Source organism: Hyphomicrobium sp. 2TAF46 (assembly GCF_052114865.1).
Classification (GTDB): domain Bacteria; phylum Pseudomonadota; class Alphaproteobacteria; order Rhizobiales; family Hyphomicrobiaceae; genus Hyphomicrobium_B.
In genome coordinates this window covers 282,050-304,944 of the sequence record NZ_JBFRFO010000006.1, presented here as the reverse complement: position 1 = coordinate 304,944, position 22,895 = coordinate 282,050, and the positions used below count along the sequence as shown (strand labels likewise).

The following is a 22,895-nucleotide window of genomic DNA, read 5'->3' as shown; positions in this document are numbered from 1 at the left end:
GGGGGTTGCAGTCCATGAAACGCGAGTCCTCAGGACCCGTCCTATCTACGGTGTTTGTCGATTACGACAACATCTACCTATCTTTGAAACGTAAGAACGAAGACGCTGCGAAGCGTTTCGCCAAAGACAGTGCTGTGTGGCTGCAAGGAATTGCGTCCGGCGAACTCATCACGTCGACGAACTCGTATTCATTGCCCGGCGAGCGCCGCATCGCGATGAACCGCTGCTACGGCAATCCTGTTCCCCGCCGCAATGCGCACGACAATTCGACGGACATGAACTCGTTCCCGTTCATCCGCCATCACTTCCTGCGTGCCGGGTTCGAGGTCATCGACTGCCCGCCGCTGACGGCGCAGCTGAAGAATTCGGCCGACATCCGCATCGTGATGGACGTTCGTGATATTCTCAATCACGATACGTATTTCGACGAGTTCATCCTGCTGTCGGGCGACGCGGACTTCACACCGCTGCTGCATCGCTTGCGCGCGCACGCACGCCGCACGGTCGTTTTTGCAAACGATCATACCGCGCAGCCCTATACGGCGATCAGCGACGGCGAAATTCGCGAGTCCAACCTTATAACGCTGCTGACCAGTGGTGCCCGCGCGATTTCAGGCGAAAGTCCGCGCGAGATTTCGGCCCCCGCTCCGGTGATTGATGTCGAGGCGGCACGGAAAGCCATTGTTGCTGAGGTCGTAGAATTCGTGCGCCTTGCGCCGCAGGCCGTGCCTCTCGAAACGCTGGCCGACCGTGCGGTGCGCGTCATCGGCCGGGATAAGACAGTCGGCACGAACTGGGGCGGTTACGGTTCCTTCCGCGATCTGCTTCTTGCCGATCTTCCGGACGACATCCATCTCAGCGACACGGCCCCCTACACGGTATTCGACGGCAACCGTCACATCTCGGCGTCCGGACTGATCGCGCCGCAGCTGGCGCCGCCTGCTGCCGAGCCGCGTCGTCGCGAACCTGAGCCTGAGCCGATGCGCGCCGAACCGCAGCCGCAACAGGCTGCGTTGTCGGCACCGGCTCGGATGCCTTCGCCGGCCGCACCCGCTGCCATGCCGCAGAACGCCTATCCGGCGACCATGCCCACGTCGCGTTACATCGACCGGATGACGCCTGCCGCGCCTCCGGCGCCGCCGATGCCGGCTCAACGCATGCCGGAACTCACCGCCATTGCTCCGGCGGCCGCGCAAGCTTCGATCGCCCAGGCTGCGGCAGCTCCGGCGTTGCCGCCACGCCGGCAGCCAATCGCGCCGCCGCCTCAGCAGGCGAACTATCAGCCCGAACCACGCCGTGAATTGCCGCGGCCGCAGACTTCGCAGACGCCTCCGCCGCCGGCAACCGCCGCACCGCGCGGAGCCGATCACGCCACGCAGATCCAGCAGTCGATCGCGCGGATCCACGAGGCTTGCCAGGCTCCTGCGCTGGCTCCGGCAGAATATCGCGTTCTCTTCGATGTCATGTCGCAAGAGATCTCGACGAACGGTCTGCAGGGCGCGCAGACGCTCGTCAACATTACGCAACGGGCGCGTGAATTCGGCCTCGACATCAAGCGCGACGATCTGCGTTTCATCTACGACGTGGTGAGCGAGAGCGATCCGTGGTTCGAGCAGGGAACGTCGGCGAGCCTCTTCGCGGGGCGGTTCCGCAACTTCGTTGTGGCGCGCTGCCGTAGCCAGGGGCTCAGCCTCTCTGCCGACGAACTGGATCTGATCGAGGCCTGGTTCTCCGCGCCTCAGCCGCAGCAGGCGGCGCGGCAGCAGCCGGCGTACGGTGGGCGTACCGCTCCCGGGGCCGCGTTGCAGCAGCAGACGTCTGCGCCGATGCCAGCGGCTTCCGCGCCCGCAAGCGAGCGGTGGTGGAACAACGAAGAGGGCCGGCAGCAGATGGTCGAGCAGCAGCGGGATGCCGAGCGGCGCACGACCAACGCCTATGCGCATGCCCAGGGCGACAGCGAGGAGGAGTTTCCGCGCATCGTCACATCGCGCTTCCGCGGCTGACGTTTCGCTCGCAGCAATGCCAAACAAAAAGGCTCTACCGGATTTCCGGCAGAGCCTTTTTCATGTGCGTGAGTTGTTACCGGCGAACGCGCCGCCGGGATCGCGAGGGCCGATCAGCCCGCGAGATACTGGCCGCCGTTTGCGGTGAGCGTCGAGCCGGTGATGAAGCCAGCATCGTCAGATGCGAGAAACACCACGCAGCGTGCGATCTCGTCGGGTTCGCCGAGACGGCCGACCGGAATTTGCGGAAGAATGCTCTTCTCGAGAACGTCCTGCGGGACTGCCTTGACCATCTCGGTTGCAATGTAGCCGGGGCAGATGACGTTGACGGTGATACCGGCGCGTGCGCCTTCCTGCGCCAACGCCTTCGTGAACCCGATGTCGCCGGCTTTCGACGCCGAGTAGTTCACCTGTCCCATTTGGCCTTTCTGGCCGTTGATCGACGAGATGTTGATGACGCGTCCGAACTTTCTGGAGCGCATCCCTTCCCAAACCTGACGGGTGACGTTGAACAGGCCGTTGAGGTTCGTTCCGATGACTTCATCCCACTGCTGCTTCGTCATCTTGTGGAACATGACGTCGCGCGTGATGCCGGCGTTGTTCACGAGAACATCGATGGGGCCGACGTCCTTCGTGATCTGCTGGACGGCTTTCTCCGTCGCCTCGTAGTTGCCGACATCGAACTTGTAGACGGGGATGCCCGTTTCGGCCTGGAATGCCTGCGCGGCAGCGTCGTTGCCGGCGTAGCTCGCAGCAACACGGTAGCCTTTGCTCTTAAGTGCGATCGATATCGCGTGGCCGATGCCGCGCGTGCCTCCGGTGACGAGGGCAACCCGTGCCATAGTATTATCTCCTGGATTTTTTTGTTTCTGCTTGTGATTGGATGGGAGGACGCAGCCGTTCCGAAGAGCGGCTGCGCTCAAGAATTGAAGAGGCTTAGTCGCGCGCGACGCACATGGCGACGCCCATACCGCCGCCGATGCACAGCGTTGCGAGGCCCTTCTTGGCATCACGGCGCTGCATTTCATAAACGAGCGTATTCAAGATGCGCGCGCCCGATGCGCCGATCGGATGACCGATCGCGATCGCACCGCCGTTGACGTTGACCTTTTCGGCATCCCAGCCGAGGCCCTTGTTCACCGCGAGCGCTTGCGCCGCGAACGCCTCGTTGGCTTCGATCAAATCAAGATCGTGGATCGTCCATCCGGCCTTCTCGAGCGCCTTCTTCGAAGCGGAGATCGGGCCGGTGCCCATGATCGAGGGATCGACGCCCGTGGTCGCCCACGAAACGATGCGGGCGAGCGGAGTGATGCCGCGCTTCTTGGCTTCTTCCGCCGTCATCAGCACGACGACGGCGGCGCCATCGTTGATGCCGGAGGCGTTGGCAGCCGTAACGGTGCCTTCCTTCGGATCGAAGGCCGGACGCAGCTTGGCGATGCCGTCGTAGGTCACGCCGTCCTTGATGTACTCGTCCTGCTCGACGACGGTGTCGCCCTTCTTGCCCTTGATCGTGACGGGCGTGATTTCGTCCTTGAACTTTCCGGCCTTCCGCGCAGCTTCGGCCTTGTTCTGCGAGGCGACGGCGAACTTGTCCTGCTCTTCGCGCGTGATCTGCCACTGGCGAGCGACGTTCTCGGCCGTCGTGCCCATGTGATAATTATTGAAGGCGTCCCAGAGGCCGTCCTTCACCATCGTATCGATGAACTTGATGTCGCCCATCTTTGTGCCGTCGCGCATGTGGGCTGCGTGGGTCGACTGGCTCATGCTTTCCTGGCCGCCGGCGACGACGATCGACGCAGCGCCCGTTTGAATTTGCTGCATTCCGAGCGCAACTGCGCGGAGACCCGAACCACAGATTTGGTTGACGCTCCAGGCCGGTGAGTCCACTGGAATTCCCGCACCAACCGATGCTTGCCGCGCCGGGCCCTGGCCTTGAGCTGCGGTCAGAACCTGACCAAGAATAACTTCAGAGACATCGCCTGCCGGTACGTTGGCGCGCTGAAGCGCTGCCTTGATTGCGATCTCTCCGAGCTTCGAAGCCGGCAGTGACGCCAAAGTGCCGTTGAAGGAACCGACCGGCGTGCGTGCCGCACTCGCAATAACGATTGTCGAAGCGTCCTGGCTCATTGTCGGCCCCTCCCTGGGCACAAGTCTGTCTTTTGCTTAAGATTTATCGAACACGCTGCCGGCGCGCCAGTTATTACGGCCTCATTCAGCAAGCAAAGCCACTTTGCAGTGCGTGGTTATTTTCAGCAATTGCGACCTCTTGCCTATACTGCCCGACGGCATTGGTTCGGCCCCGCCCAAAAGAGTGACAGAAACGTCTGGCGGTGATGGGTAAGGGTGTGGTACGCTGCCGCAGTGCAACAACCTGTCGGTAAGCCGCCGTTAGTCGAGAGATCGCGAACGCAATGTTGACCAATCCAGATCCGCAGACACAGGCCCCGAAGCGCGAGGCCGTCGTTATTAAAAAGTACGCTAATCGGCGGCTTTATAATACCGAGACCAGTACGTACGTAACGCTGGAAGATCTAGCGAAAATGGTTCGCGGCGATCGCGACTTCGTGGTTTACGACGCGAAGAACGGTGATGATCTGACGCACGCAGTTCTGACGCAGATCATCGTCGAGCAGGAAAGCCGCGAAGGCGGGCAAGCGCTGCTGCCCATTCCTTTCCTTCGCCAGCTCATTCGCTTCTACGACGACAGCATCGCCCGCATGGTGCCGAGCTATCTGCAATTCAGTCTCGAGCATCTCGCGAAAGAGCAGAGCCGTTTTCGCGAACAGTTCGCGTCGGCCTTCTCAAACCCGGCGGCGGCATTCGATTTCTACCAACAGCAAGCCCGGCAGAACATGGCCATGTTCGAACAGGCTATGTCGATGTGGGCGTCGTTTGGAACGCCGGGCAAGGGCGGCAAGCCGGGCGAAGGCCAGGCTCCGGGAACGGCGGCAGCAAGCACCGAGACGACGGGCGATCGCGACGAGCTGAGCGAGCTCAAGTCGCAGCTCTCAGCCATGCAGCAGAAAATCGAAAAGCTCTCGCAGTCGCGGCCCTAAGCGGGCCTCTGCGTCAAACCTCTATGCGCATCCCAGCGTGTCAGGCAGCTCTGACGTAGTCGGAGCTTGCGAAGGGCATTCCGTAGTAATAGCCCTGCATGTACGTAACGCCTGCATCGATCAGGTATTTTGCAGCGCGCTCGTCGCCGACGCATTCGGCGACCGTTTCCACGCCCAACGATTTCGCGAGTTCGATCATCGTTTTTACGAAAATCTGGTCGCTGGCATCGTCGGCGATGTTCCTCACGAACGCGCCGTCGATCTTCACCATATCGACCTTGAGCAGCTTCAGATTTTTGAAGGACGTGTAGCCCGCGCCGAAATCGTCGATTGYGACGCGGCAGCCGAGTTCCTTCAGAGTATCGACGAAAGCGACGGACTGATCGAGTTCCTGAAGCGCGACAGTTTCCGTGATCTCCACGATCATTCTTCGCAGAACGTCGGGATTGCTCGCGGTCAGACGGCGCAGCGTCTTCAGCCAATCTCTATCGGTGCACGTAAGACCCGATACGTTGACTGACAAGACAAGCTCGCGGTGTTTCTTCAAAAGCTCGACCGTCAGTTCAAGAGTTCTGCGATCGATGAGGCGCGCAAGGCCAAGCTGTTCGGCGATGGGCACGAACTCGCCAGCGGAGACGAGGCTGCCGTCATGCCGCTCCATCCGCAGCAACGCCTCGTAGATCTCGGCCTTGCCGCTGCTCGTCGAAACCATCGGCTGAAGCACGAGACGCATGCGGTTTTCATCGATGGCGCTGACGACACCTTCCGCAATCGTTTTGTTGCGAAGGCGCGCTCCCTCACCCGCTGGTGACGGCTCATAGAGCACAAAGCAATCGAAGCGCTTCGACTTGGCAACATCCAGCGTCCGGAGCGCGAAGTTCACCGTGTCTTGAACGGAATTGGCCTGGTCGGGGATGATGACGCCGCCGAGGGAAATGGTCGCCGACAGCTGCGCAGCCGAAGTCTTGATGGTTGCATCGCGGACGGAGTCGATGAATCGCCCTGCTGCGGCGTGCACAGCGTTGGCACCGCAGTTCATCAGGATGAGACCGAATTTATTGGCGGAGTAGCGGCCGATGACATCGCCGCCACGTAGCTTGGCTCGAATGCGGCGTCCGACTTCGGCGATGACCTCGTCGCCGACTTCGAGGCCGAACGTCTCGTTGATGACCGCCAGGTTGTTCACCGAGATCATGAGAAACGCGCTGGAACGGCGATCGCGCTCGGAGCGCGAGAGCACGGTGCCGAGGGCTTGCGTCAAGCGGATGCGATTGAGCTGACCCGTCAGCTCGTCGATGTCGTTGCGCGCGAGAAGGCGCTGCTGTTCAAGGTACTGGTCGTCGACGATGCGGACGACGCCGCGCGCGAGCTGCGGATGCCCATCGGGTCCGGGCCACCATCGTCCATGGTCTTCCAGACGCACTTCCTTGCCGCTCCGCAGGCCACCAGGGCGCAGCCGATACTGAATGCGATAGGGAACGCCGCGCAGATTGTCGGCTCCAACACTGCGCGAAAAGGCTTGGAGGCGGATGTTCAAATGCTCAGGCGCGATCAGCTCGTGATAGGCGGCGCCCGTCGCGATCGTGCTTAGATCGCCGACGCCGAGAATTTCGAGAGCATTGCTTTCCCAGTCCATCCGACCGGTTCGAAGGTCCCACGCGTAGGCGGTTTCCTCGACGGCCGAGAGAATGCCAACGAGGTCGAGCCCCTCGGAATCCTTGGGGGGATCTTTTTTTTCTGAAGCTGCGGATTGCGGTTCGTCCTCGGGCAGCGCGCCTTCAGATCCACGGCCAGCGTCACGTCCCGAAATCACGGTCACCCTTTGCTCTCTCGCCGCTACCCTTCGAATATCGGGAAGTCGAGGGTGCTCGAGTTGAAGGGAAAACCAATTCGGGCGGCTTCACAAGCGCAAAAATCGCGCATTTACGGGCGCCGAAGGATGAAGCCCCGGGGGCCCGTAAATGTTTAACGTCGATAACCTTATTGGTCGGCGCCAATGTTGAGATCGCGGCGGGCGACACGGATGCCGATCGTGTAGCCGCCAATCACGTCAATGAGCGTGGCGATCAAGATCAAGAAAAAGACCGATGTCGCGGCTTGCGGCACCATCAGGAACTCAGCCCCTACCGCCATGAAGACGACCATCGAAAGCGCGTGGTCGATCAGCGTCGACGTCGTGGTGAACGTTGATTTAACGATCTCGATAAAGAGCAGGACCAGGGTGACGAGCAAAATGAAGTCGCCCCAGGTGAACGCCCAGTCACCGCCACTCAAGAGGTGGACCCTGAAGATCTCGTTGTGCAGAGCCTCCGGCCCGATCGTCAGGACAATCGCATTGTAAAGGATGAATGCGAGGACCAAGAGCGGAATGGCTCTAACGGACATGAGGGCTCTCCTGAATATCTAACCACCCCCTGGGGGCGAGCCCGCGCTTTTTGGCACGGTAAACGGCTTTTGCCAAGCAACGGTGGCCGGCAAAAGGCAATAGGCGCCGCTGCGTTGGCAACGGCGCCTGAAAGTTCATCCGAAGGAGCGCGATCTTCTTATTCTTCGGCTGTGGGCGGCAGGATCTGCCGGCCACGGTACTTGCCCGACTTCAGATCAATGTGGTGCGGGCGGCGACGCTCGCCGCTGTCCTTGTCCTCGACGTAGGCGTTCGCCGTGAGGGCATCGTGAGAACGACGCTGGCCCCGCTTCATGGGGGACGTCTTTTTGCGCGGAACTGCCATCGTCTTGCTCCAAATGTGACAACCGCCGCCAAAGCGGTCGGGCCGCCGAACGAGCGGCGGGAAAGCCTATCTCAAATCGCTGGATAAACCGGCGGCGCCGTTTCCGGGCGCTCGGTACCTTGGGCGGCGCTTATACGCAAGTTGTCGAAGAAATGCCAGTCCCCCCCACGAAACCTTTAAAGCCGCCGCTTCGGCAGGACGCAGGCCAGCTGGCTGGAGGGGGCCAGCCGCATGCGCACCTGGATGGCGTTGGCGAGCCGCTGGAGGCCGGGCCCAGGCTTTCCGGCGTTGCGCACCAATGGGTTAGGCAGCGCGACAGCGAGCCGGGCCGCGTCCCGTTCGGACAGGTTTCGGGCCGACTTCCGGAAATGGAATTCGGACGCCGCACCGACCCCGAAGATACCGGGGCCCCATTCGGCGATGTTCAGGTAAACCTCCATGATGCGGTGCTTTGACCAGACGAGTTCCATCACGTAGGTCAACGGCAGCTCGATCGCTTTGCGCAGATAGCTCTTCGACGGCCAGAGGAACATGTTCTTGACGACCTGCATCGAGATGGTGCTGGCGCCGCCGCCACGCAGCGATCCACTGCCTGCTCGTTCAACCGCCTCCTCCAGGGCCTCGAAGTCGATGCCGGAATGCTGACAGAAGCGACCGTCCTCGCTCAGCAGGACGGCGCGGACGATATTCGGCGACATGTCCTCGATCGCCACCCACTTTTGATAAACCGTTTCGCCGGTGATCCATTGCTGGGCCATCAGTGCTGAAGCCGGCGGATTGACGAAGCGGTAGACGAGGATCAGCAGCAGCACGAGCGCGAGCCAGCCAACGGCAATTCCTGCCAAAAGCTTGATTGATCGCTTGAAGAACGAGCTTCGATTTTTCGGGACCGGCAGTTCCTTCGGCGCCGGTGGCAAGTCCGGTCGCATCGATGGATCGATGGTCAGACCGTCGAAGGCCGGTGGCGGCGGGGGCGCCCACAAACGCGGCTCCAGCATCCGCTGAGGCACCGTTTGGCCGAGAAACTCTTTCGCCGGCTCTGTGGCATCGGGCAGTGCGATGTCGTGCGCGATCGGAACGGCGTCGGATTTAGCAGGCGGATCGACCGTTTCCACGGCCGGGGGCGAGCGCGATGAAACTTCGGCATCGATTTCCGAAAACACATCGCCGCCCGGCGCCGCCTGTTCGATCGGGCTGGCTACCGCCGGTTCGAGCCGTTGAAGGCCTGGTTCTGGTGCTTGTTCCAGCTCTGTCGCTGGCCGTACGGGAATCGGCGGCTCGAACAAGGGCGCCGTTTCGAAGGCTCGTTCGACTGGCTCGCGCCTCTCGTAAAAGGCGCGCGGAGGAAGGGGTAATGGCGGCTGCCAGTGATCTCGCCGGTGATCCGGCAATACCGTCCTGAGCATCGCGTTGTATTCGCCCGTCGCTGCAGCGCCGGACGAGGTCGACGCATGTGCGACGGCAAGCGAATGGGCGAGCGCCGCGCCGAATTCTGCCGCGGCGATTGGACGGGGCGGCATCCGCACGTCGTCACTGTCGCCGAGTGGCGTCAGGGGCGCGGCAGTTGAGCCCGATGTTCCGTCCGGCCGATCCATGCTTTGATTCAATCGATGACAGTGTGATACCGGGTCCGGCATAGCGCCAAACCATGGCCTTGTTTAAGCCGCGGAATGATCCCTGGGGAGAGCATAAGGCAGTGTCACCGTTTCTTGTCCAGCTTGGCAACTCGGCAACAGTCGTAGAAGCCTATTTAGCCGCCGTTCTTGCCGAGCAGGAGGCCGCGGGAACGCCGCCCCGGCTGGCTGAGGCGCTTCGTCACGCGGTTCTCGGCGGCGGTAAGCGCTTCCGGCCCTTTCTCGTCTTCCACAGCGCCGCGCTGTTCGGCGCCGGTGAAGAGGCTGCCCTTCCGGCGGCGGCCGCGCTCGAATGCATCCACTGCTATTCGCTGGTCCACGATGACCTTCCCGCGATGGACAACGACGAGTTGAGGCGCGGCCGCCCGACCGTCTGGAAGGCCTACGACGACTGGACAGCCATTCTGGTCGGAGACGCGCTGCAAGCGCTCGCGTTCGAACTGATCAGCGGAGCGAAGGGCCGTAGCAATCCGAAGGCGCAGGCGGAGCTCGTGCACGTTCTGGCGATTGCCTCGGGCTCTATCGGTATGGTCGGCGGTCAGGTTCTCGATCTCGAAGCTGGAAAGCTCGGCGCGCGCCCGGATCCGACGATCTCGGACGTCATGCGATTGCAGGCAATGAAAACCGGCAAGCTGATTACGGCGGCCTGCGAAATGGGGGCGATCGTGGGCGGCGCTAGCGCCGAACAGCGCGCGGCCCTCAAAACTTACGGCGAGCACCTCGGCGCGGCGTTCCAGATCAGCGATGATCTGCTCGATGCGGAAGGCTCAAGCGCCGATGTCGGCAAAGCAACGGGCAAGGATGCCGCCGCTGGCAAAGCGACGTTGATCGGAATGCTCGGGATTGCGGAGGCGCGTCGCTATCTTGACCGCTCTATTGCCTCCGGCATCGATGCGCTGTCGATATTCGGAAACAAAGCAGAGCCCCTCGCCGAAGCTGCGCGACTGATGGGCCGTCGCGAAAGCTAGAGCGGGAGACTCTGCGGCAGTTCAAATTCAGAACTTGTAGTTGAGACCCAGGCGCACCGTCTGGAAGTCTTGGTTCACGCCAAGCGCATCGTCGCCCAAGCCGACATAGAGATATTCGGCTTTGGCGCTCCAGTTCTGAGCGAATGCCCATTCCACACCGCCGCCGACGGCATAGCCAGTCTGGGTGCCCGAGCTCTTCCAACGATCCCCGTCGGAGAAGCGAACGCGCGTGTCGACGTCAGCGAACGCGACGCCGCCCGTGCCGTAAAGGAGCCAAGGTCCGCTCGCGATACCGACGCGACCGCGCACGGTCGAGAACCAGTTGATGTTGGAGCGGACGGTATCGTCAAAGGCGGTTGTGGTACGGCCGCCGATATCGCCGCCCTGGAAGTCGCCTTCGATACCGAACACCAGACGCCCGCGCTGCCAGTTGTAGCCGACCTGGGCGCCACCGTAGCCGCCCTCAGAATCGGTGACATTCGAATTGGCCCATCCGTAGCCGCCGTTGATGCCGACATAGGCGCCTTGCCAGATCGAAGGCGCGTCGTAGCGCACCTCCTGCGGCGGTGGCGTATAGGGCTGATAAGGACCGAGATCAGCGGCCCAGGCGCTGCTGCTTGCGGCGAGCGAAAGCAAGGCTCCGCCGAACGCGGATTTGACTGGTAGCGATTTCATTTTGAACCCCGTGTATTTAGACCGTCAGGCCATCCTTGAGCCACTAACGTCCTTAAGGGGATATTGGTTTCCAATTGGGCAATTGGATTGCCAAAACGTGGAAACTGCTATGCATAATTAATTTGGCACTAACGGAGTATTTCCGAAATCTCTACGCGCGTGCCGCAAGACGGCTTTTATCGGATTTGAGCTTTTGCTTGCGAGCCAGGCGGCGGTCGCGCAACTTCAGCAGCGGCAAGATCCAGTGGGCAAGGCGAATTTCGCGGCGTGATTTCTCCGGATCTACCAAATGCGTCGTCGGCAACCGCTGCGTGAACGAACTCTCCATCAGCGTGCCTAGCGGAAGGGTCAGCTCGTCCTGCAATGTAATCATGCGCGCATAGAGATCGGACAGCGGCGTGATGAGACGGCCGAAGCCGTTGCGGGCCTGAGCCCATCCGACGATGTAAAGCCCGCGGATGCCTGCAGGGAAGGCTCCGCCATAAACCTGCACGACGCCGCGGTGAACCTTCACGAGGCCTTCGCGGAGAAACGGAAACGACGTGTTGAAGCCCGTTGCCGCGACGATGATGTCGTACGTGCCGGTCGTTCCATCGGTGAAGGTTACGGTCTTGCCTTCGACATGATCGATCGCCGGCCGCGGATTGACGCGTCCGAGACGGATGGCGTTGAGAAGGTCTGTTCCAAATGCGGGGTGCCGGTCGAAAATCTTGTGGTCGGGCCATTGGAGGCCGTAGCGGCGGTAATCGCCGATGGTGACGGCGATAATCGATTTCAAAATCGCGCGCTGAAGGAATATCGGCAATCCCCAAATCGGAATATCCGTCAGCGGGCGTCCCAAGAATGTCTTTGGCAGATACCAATAGCCGGATTTTAGACTGATATCGCACGAGCTGCCGAAGCGGCCCGCATCGCAGGCCATATCGACGCCGGAATTGCCGCCACCGATCACGAGCACGCGTTTGTCAGCAAGCTGCTCGGGGCCGACATAATCCTTGGAGTGCAGAATTTCGCCCGTGAACTTGCCAGGAAAATCGGGATAGCGCTTGTCCCAGTGATGACCGTTGCAGACGACGACGCCTTTGTATTGGCGCTTCTCGCCGTCGGCGAATTTCACGATCCAGGTGCCCGCACCGTCTGTCGACGCGGACTCGACACCCTTATTGAACTCACTCGAACTCAGAATTCCGCGATCTTTTGCGTATGCCGTCAGATAGGCGAGCATCTGATCGGCGGACGGAAAATCCGGATAGTCATCCGGCATCGGGTAGTCGGTATATTCCGTCGCCTTCTTCGATGAGACGATGTGCGCGTGGCGATAGACGCCATGGAGCCAGTTGCCGCCTACGCCCGATGCTGCGTCGACGAGGTCGAAGGGAATACCGTGACGCTTCAATGCTGCTGCCATCGCGAGGCCGACGGGGCCTGCGCCGATGACGAGGTGGCGTTCGAGCGTGCTTATTCCTTCGCTCATTATCCGGAATTCCTTCGTCGTGGCTGGGTCACACGTTCTTTAGCAAACTGCGCAAGGCGCAAGGGGGTCCATTCGGAGATGGTGGTAACTATCGAAGAGGTTGGCGCCGGTCTCCTCGATACATCATCGGGGAAGCGGGACGCGAGTTCACCATTGTCGCAAAGTGCGGCGGAATACCTGCCATACGGCTAGCGCCTAGAAATATCGGGCGATTTCTTGGTTAGCGTGGATTGCCTGTCACTCCGCGGCGGCGCCACCGGCAATTTCCGCGACTCCGAAACGGCGCTGGATGTAATCCTCAACGATCGCTTTGAAATCACCTGCGATATTCGGTCCGCGGAGCGTCATCGCCTTTTTGCCGTCGATGAAAACGGGGGCGGCAGGGGATTCGCCGGTCCCCGGAAGCGAGATGCCGACATCGGCATGCTTGCTTTCGCCGGGACCGTTCACGATGCATCCCATAACCGCGAAGTTGAGCGTCTCGACGCCGGGATATTGGGTTTTCCAATCCGGCATGCGATCGCGGATCATATCCTGGATGTCGCGGGCGAGTTCCTGGAAGACGGTGGACGTCGTGCGTCCGCAGCCGGGGCATGCGGCAACGACCGGAACGAACGACCGCAGACCCATCGTCTGCAGCAGTTCCTGCGCCGCCCGAACTTCCTGCGCGCGATCGCCGCCCGGCTCCGGCGTCAGCGAATAGCGGATCGTGTCGCCGATACCCTGCTGCAGAAGTATGCCCAGCGCTGCCGACGAGGCGACGATTCCCTTCGAGCCCATGCCCGCTTCGGTGAGGCCGAGGTGAAGCGCATAGCGGCTGCGATCGGCAAGCATCGCATAGACGGCGAGGAGATCCTGCACCGACGATACCTTGCCCGATACGATGATCTTGTCACGTCCGAGGCCCATTTCCTCGGCACGTTCGGCGGAGAGCAGAGCCGACTGCACCATCGCCTCGTGCATGACGCTGCGGGCCGATTTCGGCGACGCAGAGCCGGCGTTCTCGTCCATCAGATGCGTCAGCAGCTCGGCGTCGAGTGAGCCCCAGTTGACGCCGATGCGTACGGGCTTGCCGTGCTTCAGCGCCGTTTCGATGATGGCGCCGAACTGCCGGTCCTTCTTATCCTTGAAGCCGACGTTGCCGGGGTTGATCCGGTACTTGTCGAGGGCTTCGGCGCAGGCCGGGTTATCGCCCAGAAGCTTGTGACCGATGTAATGGAAATCGCCGATCAGCGGGACGTTGACGCCGCGCTGGCGCAACTGGTCGCGAATGTGGGGGACGGCTTTGGCGGCTTCGTCGCGATCGACGGTGATGCGGACGAGCTCGGAGCCGGCTCGCGCCAGGTCCGCCACTTGCTTCACCGTCGCGGCGATATCCGCCGTATCGGTGTTGGTCATCGACTGAACGACGACCGGCGCGCCGCCGCCGACCTTTACGCTGCCGACGTTGACGGCAACGGTCTCGTGCCGGGCTTTCATCGTGATGCTGCCGCCGTGCGACATCGTAGAGGCCTTTCCAAACCCTGTGGGCTTTCTTCTAGCGCCGTAAGCGGCTTCCCGCCAGAAGCGATATGGACGCGATTGTGCACAGCGCTATGACGATGCTGGGGCCGCCCGGCGCGTCGCTCCAAAGCGACAGCCAAAGACCGAGGATGACGCCCAAAATGGCCAGCACTGCGGCCAGGAACGCCATTCTCTCGGGAGTCTCGGATAGTGGCCGAGCAGCAACGGCGGGGACAACGAGGAAGGCCATCACGAGCAAAATGCCGACGATCTTCATGGCTACCGCAATGACAACCGCCAGTAGAAGGTCGAACGCCGCCCGGGGAAGCCGCGGGTTGATGCCCTCAGCCGTCGCCAGATCCTCGTGCAACGAAAGGCGCACGAGAGGCTGCCACAGGTAAAGGGTGATGGCGACGACGACCGCGCCGCCGCCGTAGATCCAGTAGAGATCGTTTTTGGTGACGGCAAAGACATCGCCAAAGAGATAACTCATCAGATCGATCGCAGGCCCCTTCACGAGCGCGATTGCCGCGATACCGAGGGCTAGCGTCGCGTGGTGCATCAGGCCGAGCGCGGAATCGAGCGGCACCATTTGCTGGCGGGAGAGTAGCGTCAAAACGCCGGCAGCGGCGATGGCGGCGAGAATGACCGCCAGCGTCAGATCGATATTCGCGGCGAGGCCGAGCGCGACGCCGAGAAGGCCTGCCTGCGAGAGAGTCTCGCCGACGTAGGACATCCGTCTCCAGACGACGATGCAGCCGAGGGGCGCTGCGATGATTGCCAGTCCGAGCGCGGCGAATAAGGCGCGCCAGACGAACGGCTCGGGCCAAGCAAGCACTCAGGTGCCTCGCCCTTGAGGCGGCACGTCCGTAGACGGGACCGGCGCGAGAGGTTCCGGTTCGCCCGCCAGATCGTGCCGATGATCGTGATGATGGCGGTAGACGCCCAAGGCAGAGGCGGCTTGCGGCCCGAAGATGCGCGCATAGGCGGCGTGCTGGGACACGTCCTCGGGCTTGCCGGAGCAACAGACGTGGCCGTTGACGCAAATCACGCGATCGCTGCGCGCCATGACGACATGGAGATCGTGCGACACCAGAAGAACACCGAGGTTGTGGTTGGCCCGCAGGCGGTCGATCAGATCGTAGAGGTCGGCCTCGCCGGTAAAATCGACGCCGCTCGCGGGCTCATCGAGGATGAGAAGGTTCGGCTTACGGAGAAGCGCGCGGGCGATCAAGACCCGTTGGGTTTCGCCGCCGGACAATTTCGACAGCTGCTGACCGATCGTCTTCGCGGCACCGGTTTCTTCGAGCGCGGACTTGATGTCTTTCAGAGTTGCATGCTCACCGAGGGTGAGGAAGGAGCCGACGGTCATCGGGATCGCCGAGTCGACTTCGAAGCGCTGCGGGACGTAGCCGATGCGCGTCGATGCCGGCTTTACGACGCGACCGGCGTCCGGTTGCTCGATGCCGAGCAGAATGCGCACGAGCGTCGTCTTGCCGGCGCCGTTCGGTCCGATCAGCGTGACGATCTCGCCGCGCCTCACATCGAGATTGATGTCCGTCAGCACCTCGCGGCTGCCGCGCCACATCGAAAGACCGCGCGCAGAAATCAGCGCATCAAGATCGGGCTCGCTCGCGGGTTCCCCGGCAAACGGCTGGTGGCCGTGGTTGTGACCACAGCTGCACGGAACGGCCGCGGTATTACACGAACCATTGCCGTTCGGCGCCGGCATTCCTGGTGCATCACGGGGTGACAAACGTGTTTCTCCATGCCCGAAGGCCTTGCGACGAGCCTCGGCGGCTTATGCCTTGCGGCGCGCTGCACAGTCCTGGCACGTTCCAGAGACTTCGACAAAGCGCACGCGCGGTTCAAACTTGGCGCCTTCGGCCGCGGTATCGATGGCGTGGAAGATATCGTCGCCATCGACCTCCTGCACAACACCGCATTTCTCGCAGCTCAAGAACATCGGACGGCGGCCGGTTCTTGGCTGGTGCAAGCGGCGGCAGGCGAAATACGCGTTCTTGCTTTCGAGCCGATGGACGACGCCTGCCTCGAGCAGCGCGTCCAAAGCCCTGTAGACCGAAATCGGCGCGAGCCTCGTGCCTTTTTTGGCGAGCCGATCGAGTACCTCATAGGCGCCGACACTCGCAAGCGTCGAAGCAATCTCCTCGAACACCTTGCGGCGGAGGTCGGTGAACCTGATGTTCTTTTCCGCGAAGATGGCTGTCGCCTGCTCGACCGAGGTTTTGACCCGCTCGCGGGCGCGTTGTTCGTCGGATGCTGTTGTTACCATGACAGTCCCCTAGGCCCGGCCTGCCGCCCTTCAAACGCTCGGCGCTTTGAACTCTCAGGCGGCCGGACAATATAACATGTCGTGATTACCCGCCATTCGGTTCAAGGCGGCGCTGCGCTTTTTGTGCGGCGCAGCTAGGCGCTTGACCCCCTGCCGTTAACGATCCAACTTCCGAATTCTAAAGAGAAGTTCATGCGATGAGCACATTTCGTCTTAATGTTGCCGCCAATTGGCCGGCTCGGCCGCGCAATCATTAAGCGACGCAGAACGCGATTCGCCAGGAACACTAGGCTGGGACCGTTTTCAGCATGGACGTGAAGTTTCTGATCGACAGGCTGGCGGAGAACGCCCGGCCGCTCGGCATCGCCGTTTTCCTGGCGTGCACCATCGCCCTCCTCCTTCGCACCCGGGTCGCCCGGCGCATCCGAACCGCCATCGAAGAGACCGTTTTCTCGAACTGGCGGCTGGCGCTGCTCGGCGCGACCGGCATCGTCCTATCGGCTGCGGCCGGCTGGCGTACCTGGGAAGGAATGTACAATTTCACCGGCGAGCCCCTGCTCTCCGGCATGGTGACGTTCGGCATTCAAGGCATCATGCTGATCGTCGCCTGGCTGATCGGCGAGAGCTTCGCGACCGGAATGAATTCGCGCGCGCGGCCGGGGCAATCCTCACTCGTCAGCAGCGCCGCGCAGCCGTGGATCGGCTCGTTCATCGGTCTCCTGCTCTTCATTACGGGTTTTGTTCTCTTCCTGCAATGGTCAGGCCCGAGCGACGGCAAACACGCTGGCGTCGAGGACATCAACTGGTCAGCTACCAGCGACAAGTTCCTGATGTTCGGGGCGGGCCTCCTGCTTTTCGCGCTCTTCGCACTCTATGCCGCGAGCGATCTGGTGCGGCCCTACGTGCAGGTGTTGCGCGTCATCATCCGGAATTCGATGCTTTGGGTGATGTTCCTCGCCTGCATGGCGACGAGCGTCTTTTTCTCGTTCGACAGCTTCTTTACTGCGATCTTTCCGCCGTCGGAGCGTGTGCGAGCGGCGGAACTCCGCGCGCAGAACCAAGTCTCCGGTATCATTACCGACATCGAGCAGGCGATCGCGACGCGCCGGGCGAGCCTTGCCGAAGAGCTTTTCACGACGGGTGCGTGGAAGGGCTACGAACAGCAGCTCGAGAACATCACGAAAGCTGCCACCCAATCGCAGGGCGTGATCGAGCGGTACGTCAACGATCAAATCGAAGAGCGCCGGCGCGCGGTCAAGGAACAGCAGGAGCGGATTTCCTCCGCGCAGGCGGGCCAAGCCGGATTGGCCAATCGCAAGACATCGCTCACGGATGAGAAGTCGAACCTCGCGGCGCAGCGGCCCGAGCTTGCTGCCGATTATGCGGCGAAGAAAACTGATTATGACGCGAAGCTCCGCGATGTCGATGCCAAGCGCGTCGAAGCGCTGGCCGAGGACAAAGGCGTTGAAGGCAGCGGCAAGGCCGGCCGCGGGCCGCTCTACCGTCAGCGGATGGACGAGCTTGGCCAGCTTCAGGCAACCGTGCAGATTGCCCAGGAGCGCATGAAGGACGCGCAGAAGCGCCTCTCAGGAGTCGAATCCCGGCTTTCAGCCGTCGATCGCGAACTGGCGACGCTCGACGGCGATCTCGCCAAGTACAAGGGCGAAGCAGAAACGGCCGAGCAGCGCATCAAGCTCGCCGAGAGCAGCACCGAGACCGACGCCGGTCCCAAGATCGATCCGACGCGCATCCTGCCGCTCTTCGAACAGACGAAATCCGAGTTCCGGGCCGACCCGACGGTCGAACATCTCGGTGCCGTCCAGCGGATGTGCGGAGACATCAGCAGCGCCATGCAGGCGACTCCGGAAACGAAGGCTCTCGTTTCGAGCATCGACTGCGATCCGAAAACGACGGCCGATGCGGCGACGACGCTGTTTGCGCTGCAGGCCGGTACGAAAGTTTTCGAGAATACGTGTATGGGCGGCGACAAACTCAACGCCAACAAATCGACAGACGATCTCTTTGCGTTCGCCCGGCGGTGTCTCGCGGACAGCGCACTCCCGAGCGCCGACACGGACACGCTCAGAACGCATATCAATCACATCGAGCTTGCACGCGATGACAAGGCCCACCGCTTCGTCGTGACGCTCAACGCGTTCCAGGACGGGAACCGGCTTGCGTATCTCGCGCTCGCAATCGCGATCGGACTCGACGGGCTGATTTTCATGTCGGGCCTTTTCGGGGCGAATGCCGTGCGTTCGCCGCTGTCGGATATTCCGAGTTTCAGGACGCGCTCGGGCTCCCAGCTTGAAGCGACGATCAACGCCGCGCTCGGTGCRCATCCCTATGAGACGGCGTGGCTGACGCTGACATCCCTCAGGCCGATCACCAATCAGGACGGATTTTCAGCGCTCGCGGATTTGAGCGCGATGGAGCGATCGCAAGCCGATCGCGTCCGCATGGTGCTGACGGCTGGCGCGGACATTGGCGCGGTCGAGACCGTCAGCCATAATCCGGAGCGCTACCGGGTCCGCAGCGAGTTGCGCGAATATCTCTCGTCGGTTTGCGACAAGCAGTTCAAGACCGATGCGACCGCCAAGGATCGGGCACGCCTCGATCAGCTCGTCTCCGCAGCGCTTGCGCCGCATCCGCGCGAGCATTCGGAGATCGTGCTGAACACACTCGAGCCGATCCGCGAAACCGAAGGCTTCACGTCCATGGTGACGCTGACGGACATCAACAACGATTACGACTCACGCGTCGTCCGCCGTGTGATGAACGCCGGTGCAGCCGTCAAGGCGGTGGCACCCGACGTCAAGATCGATGATCGCTACTACATTCGCCCGGCGCTTTACGAAACGCTGCTCACGATCCGGGCGACGGCGCCTGAGAGTTCAGGATACGGCTACGAGCGCGCACGGTTCGAAGGCGTGCAGTATCGCCCGGCGCTGGATGGCGGCGTGCTAAGGGATACACAGCAAGAGCTACCGTTGGCCAAAGGAAACGTTCCGGAGATCGAACGGCGGCGTGAGCAGCCAGCGTTGCCTCGCGTCCAACCGTTGAGCCAACAGGAACGCCAGCAGCTCATCGCCTATTATCGCGAGTGCCTGCTCGAAGCGATTCATCTCCGGTCCGATATCGTCGACAAGCGTTTGAACCTGCCGCAGTCGCGCGATGCGATTTTGGAAGCGTGGAAAGCGCTCAACTCGCACAGCAAGAAAAACGAAAACCTCGGCTACCTGCTGCGCGAATTCCAGAATGAGCAGGACCGCATTTTGAGCGAGGTGTACTCGCGCCTGCGCAGCGAGATTGATGGGGACGAGCGCAAACAATCGCTTCTCGAGGGCACGGACGGACGAGTCCGCGACGACCTCCCGCTCTACATGTTGTTCCCTGAAACGGGCCTCATCACCTACCTGATCGAAGAACTCGAGGCTGCGGCGCAGCCAGACGATGGCCTGGCGCACGGCGAGCAAGATCTCAAGGATCAGCTCAAGTACGTGCGCGAGGCGCTCGGCAAGCTCAATCTCGACAATCCACGGTCATGGGACGAGATCCGCCAGCGCCTGGCTATTCGCTCGGGCTCGGATTATCGCAATCTGATGAACAGGCCTTTCAATCCGCCGGAAGACGACGGCGAGGCCTGAGTTCAGAGCTTGAATTCGACGACCGTCTGACGCTGCGTTCCAAGGCCCTCGATCTTGAGTTCCATCACGTCGCCGGCCTTCAGGAATTCCTTCGGGTTGCGTGCGGTGCCAACACCGGGCGGCGTGCCGGTGGTGATGATATCGCCGGGGTCCAGAACCATGAATTGCGTCACGTAGGCGAGAAGCTCGGGGATTTTGAAGATCATCGTCGAAGTCGAGCCGGTCTGCTTGCGCACGCCATTGACGTCCAGAGACATGGCGAGGTTATCGGGATCGGGCACTTCGTCCGGGGTGACGAGCCACGGGCCGATCGGCCCGAACGTCTCGCCCGACTTGCCCTTCACCCACTGACCGGCACGCTTGCTCTGGAAGACGCGTTCCGACACGTCATTGCAGATGGTGTAGCCGGCGATGTAGTTCGCCCAGTCTTTCGCCTCGACGTAGCGCGCACGGGCGCCGATGACGAAAGCGATCTCGCATTCCCAGTCGAGGTGCCTGGAATTTCTCGGATACATCACGTCGTCATAGGGGCCGGAGATCGAGGTCGAAGCCTTATTGAAGAGAATGGGCTCGGCCGGGATTTCCTGCCCCGTCTCCTTGGCGTGGTCGGCGTAGTTGAGACCGATCCCGATGAAGTTGTGCGTTCCGGCGACGGGTGCACCGAGGCGGACACCGTCCGGCGCCTTGGGGAGCGACGCGAGATCGAGGCCGCGCAACCGCGCCAGGGCGGCCGGCGAAAGGTGTTCGCCAGCAAGATCGGGAATAACGCCCGAGAGATCGCGAACGGCGCCTTCCTTGTCGAGGATGCCGGGTCTTTCGGCACCCGGGGCGCCAAAGCGTACAAGTTTCATCTACAGGGGTCTCCAAAGGCAGCCGTCAAACCGTTCGGCCGAGCTTCTAAGCAGAAAAAGCCGGGGCTGCCAATCGCATGGCAATAACGGGCGGCATCGGAACTTGAGCCTTCCCGGCCGGTTGACATTCACCTGCGGAGTGTTCGCCGATCGATGCGGACCCTGCTGGAATCCACGTTTCGGCCTTCAGCCCTGGGGAACGATCCATGAGAAAGAGGTTTACGGCCGGTTGCTGCCTACCGGTCCTCGTTGCGGCGCTCGTTGCGGTCCTGGGCGCCGGACCCCAGGCCGCAAAGGCGGACACGGGCACGCTGGCGCAACAACCCGCCGCCAAGCCGGAAGCCGCGCCGCCAGCCAATGCACAGGCCAAGCCAGTTCCGGTCGAGCCCGCGCCCTCCGGGACACCGGCAATCGTGGTGGACGACAGTGCGGTTTCGAGCTTGCTCGGGAAGGACGTGAAAAGCGCAACGGGCGAAAAGCTTGGGCAAGTCACCGATATCCTAGTCGGGCGTTCGGGCGAGGTGCGCGCCGCGGTCATCGACTTTGGCGGTTTCCTTGGCGTCGGCTCGCGCAAGATCGCCGTCGCATGGCCGGTGCTGCATTTCTCACCGCAAGGCATCACGCTGGAAATGGGACGCGATGAGTTGCGCGTCACGCCGGAATATCATCCAGGAGAACCCGTCGTCATCGTCGGTTCGGCAGGCATCCCGCCGCCGGAGGCTACATCCTCACCTCCCCCGCAATCTCCGGCGGCGACCAAATGACGGCGCGACCTTCGCCCGTCGCAGCCACTCATTCCACTGCCGCGGATTGAGACATGGGCGGCTTCAAAGGGCCGTTGGTGCCTTCTCTCCACACACCGTCCAAACGAAGCCAGATCGGCGTTGACTGGTTCGCGTTTTTCCTGGCGGACGCGCAAGTCGGGTTCGGTCCGTTCCTGACTGTTTATCTGACATCAGAAAAATGGACGAATGCCGACATCGGCCTTGTGCTGACGATCGGCAGTCTCTTCGCTCTTATCGGACAAGTCCCTGCCGGTGCGCTTGTGGACGCGATCGGCCGCGAGCGGACGCTGGCCGCAGCCTGCACGCTGACCGTCGGCGCAACTGCATTTTCCATCGCGATCTGGCCGACATTCTACGCGGTGTTCCTGGCGCAGGTGTTTCATTCGGCGGCGAGTGTCGTGATCGGGCCGGCGCTGGCGGCGATCAGTCTGGGGCTCGTAGGGCACAATCTCATCGGCGAACGAATGGGCAGGAACGCCCGCTTTTCCTCACTCGGCAGCATGTTCGCGGCCGCGAGCATGGGCCTTTCCGGCTATTACTTGACGAGTCAGGCTGTTTTCTTTGTCTCGGCGGCGATGACGATACCAGCGGTGATGGCGCTCTACCTAATCCAACCTTCGGACTTTCATCGCGAGGAACTGGAGCCGAAGCACGAGCCCGAATATCATCTCCTGCAGGCCACCAAGACGATCTTCGGCAAGCGGCAATTGTTGATCCTCGGGGCGGCCGTCTGCCTTTTCCATCTTGCCAATGCAGCCGTGCTGCCGCTTGCCGCAAACCTCATCACCTTGCGCTCGAGCAAGTCTGCTACCGTTCTCGTCGCGCTTTGTATCATCGTGCCGCAGTTCATCGTCGCGTTGATCTCGCCCTGGATCGGGCGCTATGGCGATCAACATGGCCGGCGTCCGCTTATGCTATTGGGATTTGCGGCGCTTCCGGTTCGCGCGGCTTTGATGTCGTTCAGCTCCGATCCGGAAGTGATGGTCGCCATCCAATTTCTGGATGGGATCTCGGCAAGCGTGCTCGGCGTACTCGTTGCAGGCATCGTGGCGGACGTGACGCAAGACTCGGGCAACTTCAACCTTGCCCTTGGATTCATCGGCGTTGCGATGGGGATCGGCGCATCGATCAGCACGACGCTCGCGGGTGAGATCGCGCTGCACTTCGGAACGTCGACGGCATTTCTGACGCTCGCCGTGATCGGCTTTCTCGCGTTCCTCGTCGTCACGCTGGCAATGCCCGAAACGAGAGTCGTCGAGGACTCTGACAGCGAATAG

19 protein-coding genes are annotated in these 22,895 nt (G+C 61.7%); 6 read left to right on the top strand and 13 right to left on the bottom strand.

Features of this window, described 5'->3' with window-relative positions; genetic code table 11:
• Positions 1 to 14: 14 nt before the first annotated feature.
• Positions 15 to 2,003 carry an NYN domain-containing protein gene (locus AB4Z24_RS14630; RefSeq protein ID WP_441709322.1) on the top strand — a complete coding sequence of 663 codons (1,989 nt, stop codon included), beginning with the start codon at positions 15 to 17 and terminating at the stop codon, positions 2,001 to 2,003.
• 113 nt (positions 2,004 to 2,116) lie between these two features.
• On the opposite strand, the gene phbB is transcribed toward AB4Z24_RS14630, so the two are convergent.
• Complete coding sequence (gene phbB, locus AB4Z24_RS14625; protein ID WP_441709320.1) at positions 2,117 to 2,845, bottom strand: acetoacetyl-CoA reductase; 729 nt, start codon at positions 2,843 to 2,845, stop codon at positions 2,117 to 2,119.
• Between the two features lie 94 nt (positions 2,846 to 2,939).
• On the bottom strand, positions 2,940 to 4,130 hold the full coding sequence (locus tag AB4Z24_RS14620; protein ID WP_441709318.1) for an acetyl-CoA C-acetyltransferase: 1,191 nt from the start codon (positions 4,128 to 4,130) through the stop codon (positions 2,940 to 2,942).
• A 284-nt stretch (positions 4,131 to 4,414) separates the two neighbouring features.
• Between AB4Z24_RS14620 and phaR the strand changes: the two genes are divergently transcribed.
• Complete coding sequence (gene phaR / locus AB4Z24_RS14615) at positions 4,415 to 5,059, top strand: polyhydroxyalkanoate synthesis repressor PhaR (protein ID WP_441709316.1); 645 nt, start codon at positions 4,415 to 4,417, stop codon at positions 5,057 to 5,059.
• Positions 5,060 to 5,099: 40 nt separating this feature from the next.
• On the opposite strand, the gene AB4Z24_RS14610 is transcribed toward phaR, so the two are convergent.
• The 4 genes from AB4Z24_RS14610 to mtgA form a co-directional block, all read right to left on the bottom strand.
• Positions 5,100 to 6,878: an EAL domain-containing protein gene (locus AB4Z24_RS14610; RefSeq protein WP_441709315.1), complete on the bottom strand. Its 1,779-nt coding sequence runs from the start codon at positions 6,876 to 6,878 to the stop codon at positions 5,100 to 5,102.
• Positions 6,879 to 7,039: 161 nt separating this feature from the next.
• The gene (locus AB4Z24_RS14605; protein ID WP_441709313.1) at positions 7,040 to 7,444 is read right to left on the bottom strand and encodes a hypothetical protein; all 405 of its coding nucleotides are present in this window, start codon (positions 7,442 to 7,444) and stop codon (positions 7,040 to 7,042) included.
• A 158-nt stretch (positions 7,445 to 7,602) separates the two neighbouring features.
• On the bottom strand, positions 7,603 to 7,788 hold the full coding sequence (gene rpmF / locus AB4Z24_RS14600) for a 50S ribosomal protein L32 (protein ID WP_441709311.1): 186 nt from the start codon (positions 7,786 to 7,788) through the stop codon (positions 7,603 to 7,605).
• Between the two features lie 176 nt (positions 7,789 to 7,964).
• The gene (gene mtgA, locus AB4Z24_RS14595; protein WP_441709310.1) at positions 7,965 to 8,903 is read right to left on the bottom strand and encodes a monofunctional biosynthetic peptidoglycan transglycosylase; all 939 of its coding nucleotides are present in this window, start codon (positions 8,901 to 8,903) and stop codon (positions 7,965 to 7,967) included.
• Between the two features lie 581 nt (positions 8,904 to 9,484).
• Here mtgA and AB4Z24_RS14590 point away from each other — a divergent pair.
• Positions 9,485 to 10,390: a polyprenyl synthetase family protein gene (locus AB4Z24_RS14590; protein ID WP_441709308.1), complete on the top strand. Its 906-nt coding sequence runs from the start codon at positions 9,485 to 9,487 to the stop codon at positions 10,388 to 10,390.
• Between the two features lie 27 nt (positions 10,391 to 10,417).
• Here the strand turns inward: AB4Z24_RS14590 and AB4Z24_RS14585 are convergent, their stop codons facing one another.
• The 6 genes from AB4Z24_RS14585 to AB4Z24_RS14560 form a co-directional block, all read right to left on the bottom strand.
• Positions 10,418 to 11,065: an outer membrane protein gene (locus AB4Z24_RS14585; RefSeq protein WP_441709306.1), complete on the bottom strand. Its 648-nt coding sequence runs from the start codon at positions 11,063 to 11,065 to the stop codon at positions 10,418 to 10,420.
• A 151-nt stretch (positions 11,066 to 11,216) separates the two neighbouring features.
• Positions 11,217 to 12,539, bottom strand: coding sequence for a flavin-containing monooxygenase (locus AB4Z24_RS14580; RefSeq protein ID WP_441709304.1), 1,323 nt, complete (start codon positions 12,537 to 12,539; stop codon positions 11,217 to 11,219).
• Between the two features lie 237 nt (positions 12,540 to 12,776).
• On the bottom strand, positions 12,777 to 14,042 hold the full coding sequence (gene ispG / locus AB4Z24_RS14575; protein WP_441709302.1) for a flavodoxin-dependent (E)-4-hydroxy-3-methylbut-2-enyl-diphosphate synthase: 1,266 nt from the start codon (positions 14,040 to 14,042) through the stop codon (positions 12,777 to 12,779).
• Between the two features lie 34 nt (positions 14,043 to 14,076).
• Positions 14,077 to 14,880 carry a metal ABC transporter permease gene (locus AB4Z24_RS14570; RefSeq protein ID WP_441709300.1) on the bottom strand — a complete coding sequence of 268 codons (804 nt, stop codon included), beginning with the start codon at positions 14,878 to 14,880 and terminating at the stop codon, positions 14,077 to 14,079.
• On the bottom strand, positions 14,881 to 15,798 hold the full coding sequence (locus AB4Z24_RS14565) for an ATP-binding cassette domain-containing protein (RefSeq protein WP_441709298.1): 918 nt from the start codon (positions 15,796 to 15,798) through the stop codon (positions 14,881 to 14,883).
• 45 nt (positions 15,799 to 15,843) lie between these two features.
• Positions 15,844 to 16,335, bottom strand: a complete 492-nt coding sequence (locus AB4Z24_RS14560; RefSeq protein ID WP_441709296.1) for a Fur family transcriptional regulator — start codon at positions 16,333 to 16,335, stop codon at positions 15,844 to 15,846.
• Positions 16,336 to 16,643: 308 nt separating this feature from the next.
• Between AB4Z24_RS14560 and AB4Z24_RS14555 the strand changes: the two genes are divergently transcribed.
• The gene (locus tag AB4Z24_RS14555) at positions 16,644 to 19,982 is read left to right on the top strand and encodes a hypothetical protein (RefSeq protein WP_441709294.1); all 3,339 of its coding nucleotides are present in this window, start codon (positions 16,644 to 16,646) and stop codon (positions 19,980 to 19,982) included.
• A 2-nt stretch (positions 19,983 to 19,984) separates the two neighbouring features.
• Here the strand turns inward: AB4Z24_RS14555 and AB4Z24_RS14550 are convergent, their stop codons facing one another.
• Positions 19,985 to 20,833 (bottom strand): fumarylacetoacetate hydrolase family protein, encoded by an 849-nt coding sequence (locus AB4Z24_RS14550; protein ID WP_441709293.1) that lies wholly within the window; start codon positions 20,831 to 20,833, stop codon positions 19,985 to 19,987.
• Positions 20,834 to 21,039: 206 nt separating this feature from the next.
• Between AB4Z24_RS14550 and AB4Z24_RS14545 the strand changes: the two genes are divergently transcribed.
• Complete coding sequence (locus tag AB4Z24_RS14545) at positions 21,040 to 21,597, top strand: PRC-barrel domain-containing protein (RefSeq protein ID WP_441709291.1); 558 nt, start codon at positions 21,040 to 21,042, stop codon at positions 21,595 to 21,597.
• A 53-nt stretch (positions 21,598 to 21,650) separates the two neighbouring features.
• Entirely contained in the window at positions 21,651 to 22,895 is a 1,245-nt protein-coding gene (locus AB4Z24_RS14540; protein ID WP_441709289.1) for an MFS transporter, read from the top strand.

Excerpts from the sequence above, each read along its gene's own strand:
- AB4Z24_RS14630 (WP_441709322.1), top strand. The coding sequence starts at position 15 with ATGAAACGCGAGTCCTCAGGACCCGTCCTATCTACGGTGTTTGTCGAT.
- phbB (WP_441709320.1), bottom strand. The coding sequence starts at position 2,845 with ATGGCACGGGTTGCCCTCGTCACCGGAGGCACGCGCGGCATCGGCCAC.
- AB4Z24_RS14620 (WP_441709318.1), bottom strand. The coding sequence starts at position 4,130 with ATGAGCCAGGACGCTTCGACAATCGTTATTGCGAGTGCGGCACGCACG.
- phaR (WP_441709316.1), top strand. The coding sequence starts at position 4,415 with ATGTTGACCAATCCAGATCCGCAGACACAGGCCCCGAAGCGCGAGGCC.
- AB4Z24_RS14605 (WP_441709313.1), bottom strand. The coding sequence starts at position 7,444 with ATGTCCGTTAGAGCCATTCCGCTCTTGGTCCTCGCATTCATCCTTTAC.
- rpmF (WP_441709311.1), bottom strand. The coding sequence starts at position 7,788 with ATGGCAGTTCCGCGCAAAAAGACGTCCCCCATGAAGCGGGGCCAGCGT.
- AB4Z24_RS14585 (WP_441709306.1), bottom strand. The coding sequence starts at position 11,065 with ATGAAATCGCTACCAGTCAAATCCGCGTTCGGCGGAGCCTTGCTTTCG.
- AB4Z24_RS14580 (WP_441709304.1), bottom strand. The coding sequence starts at position 12,539 with ATGAGCGAAGGAATAAGCACGCTCGAACGCCACCTCGTCATCGGCGCA.
- ispG (WP_441709302.1), bottom strand. The coding sequence starts at position 14,042 with ATGTCGCACGGCGGCAGCATCACGATGAAAGCCCGGCACGAGACCGTT.
- AB4Z24_RS14560 (WP_441709296.1), bottom strand. The coding sequence starts at position 16,335 with ATGGTAACAACAGCATCCGACGAACAACGCGCCCGCGAGCGGGTCAAA.
- AB4Z24_RS14550 (WP_441709293.1), bottom strand. The coding sequence starts at position 20,833 with ATGAAACTTGTACGCTTTGGCGCCCCGGGTGCCGAAAGACCCGGCATC.
- AB4Z24_RS14545 (WP_441709291.1), top strand. The coding sequence starts at position 21,040 with ATGAGAAAGAGGTTTACGGCCGGTTGCTGCCTACCGGTCCTCGTTGCG.
- AB4Z24_RS14540 (WP_441709289.1), top strand. The coding sequence starts at position 21,651 with ATGGGCGGCTTCAAAGGGCCGTTGGTGCCTTCTCTCCACACACCGTCC.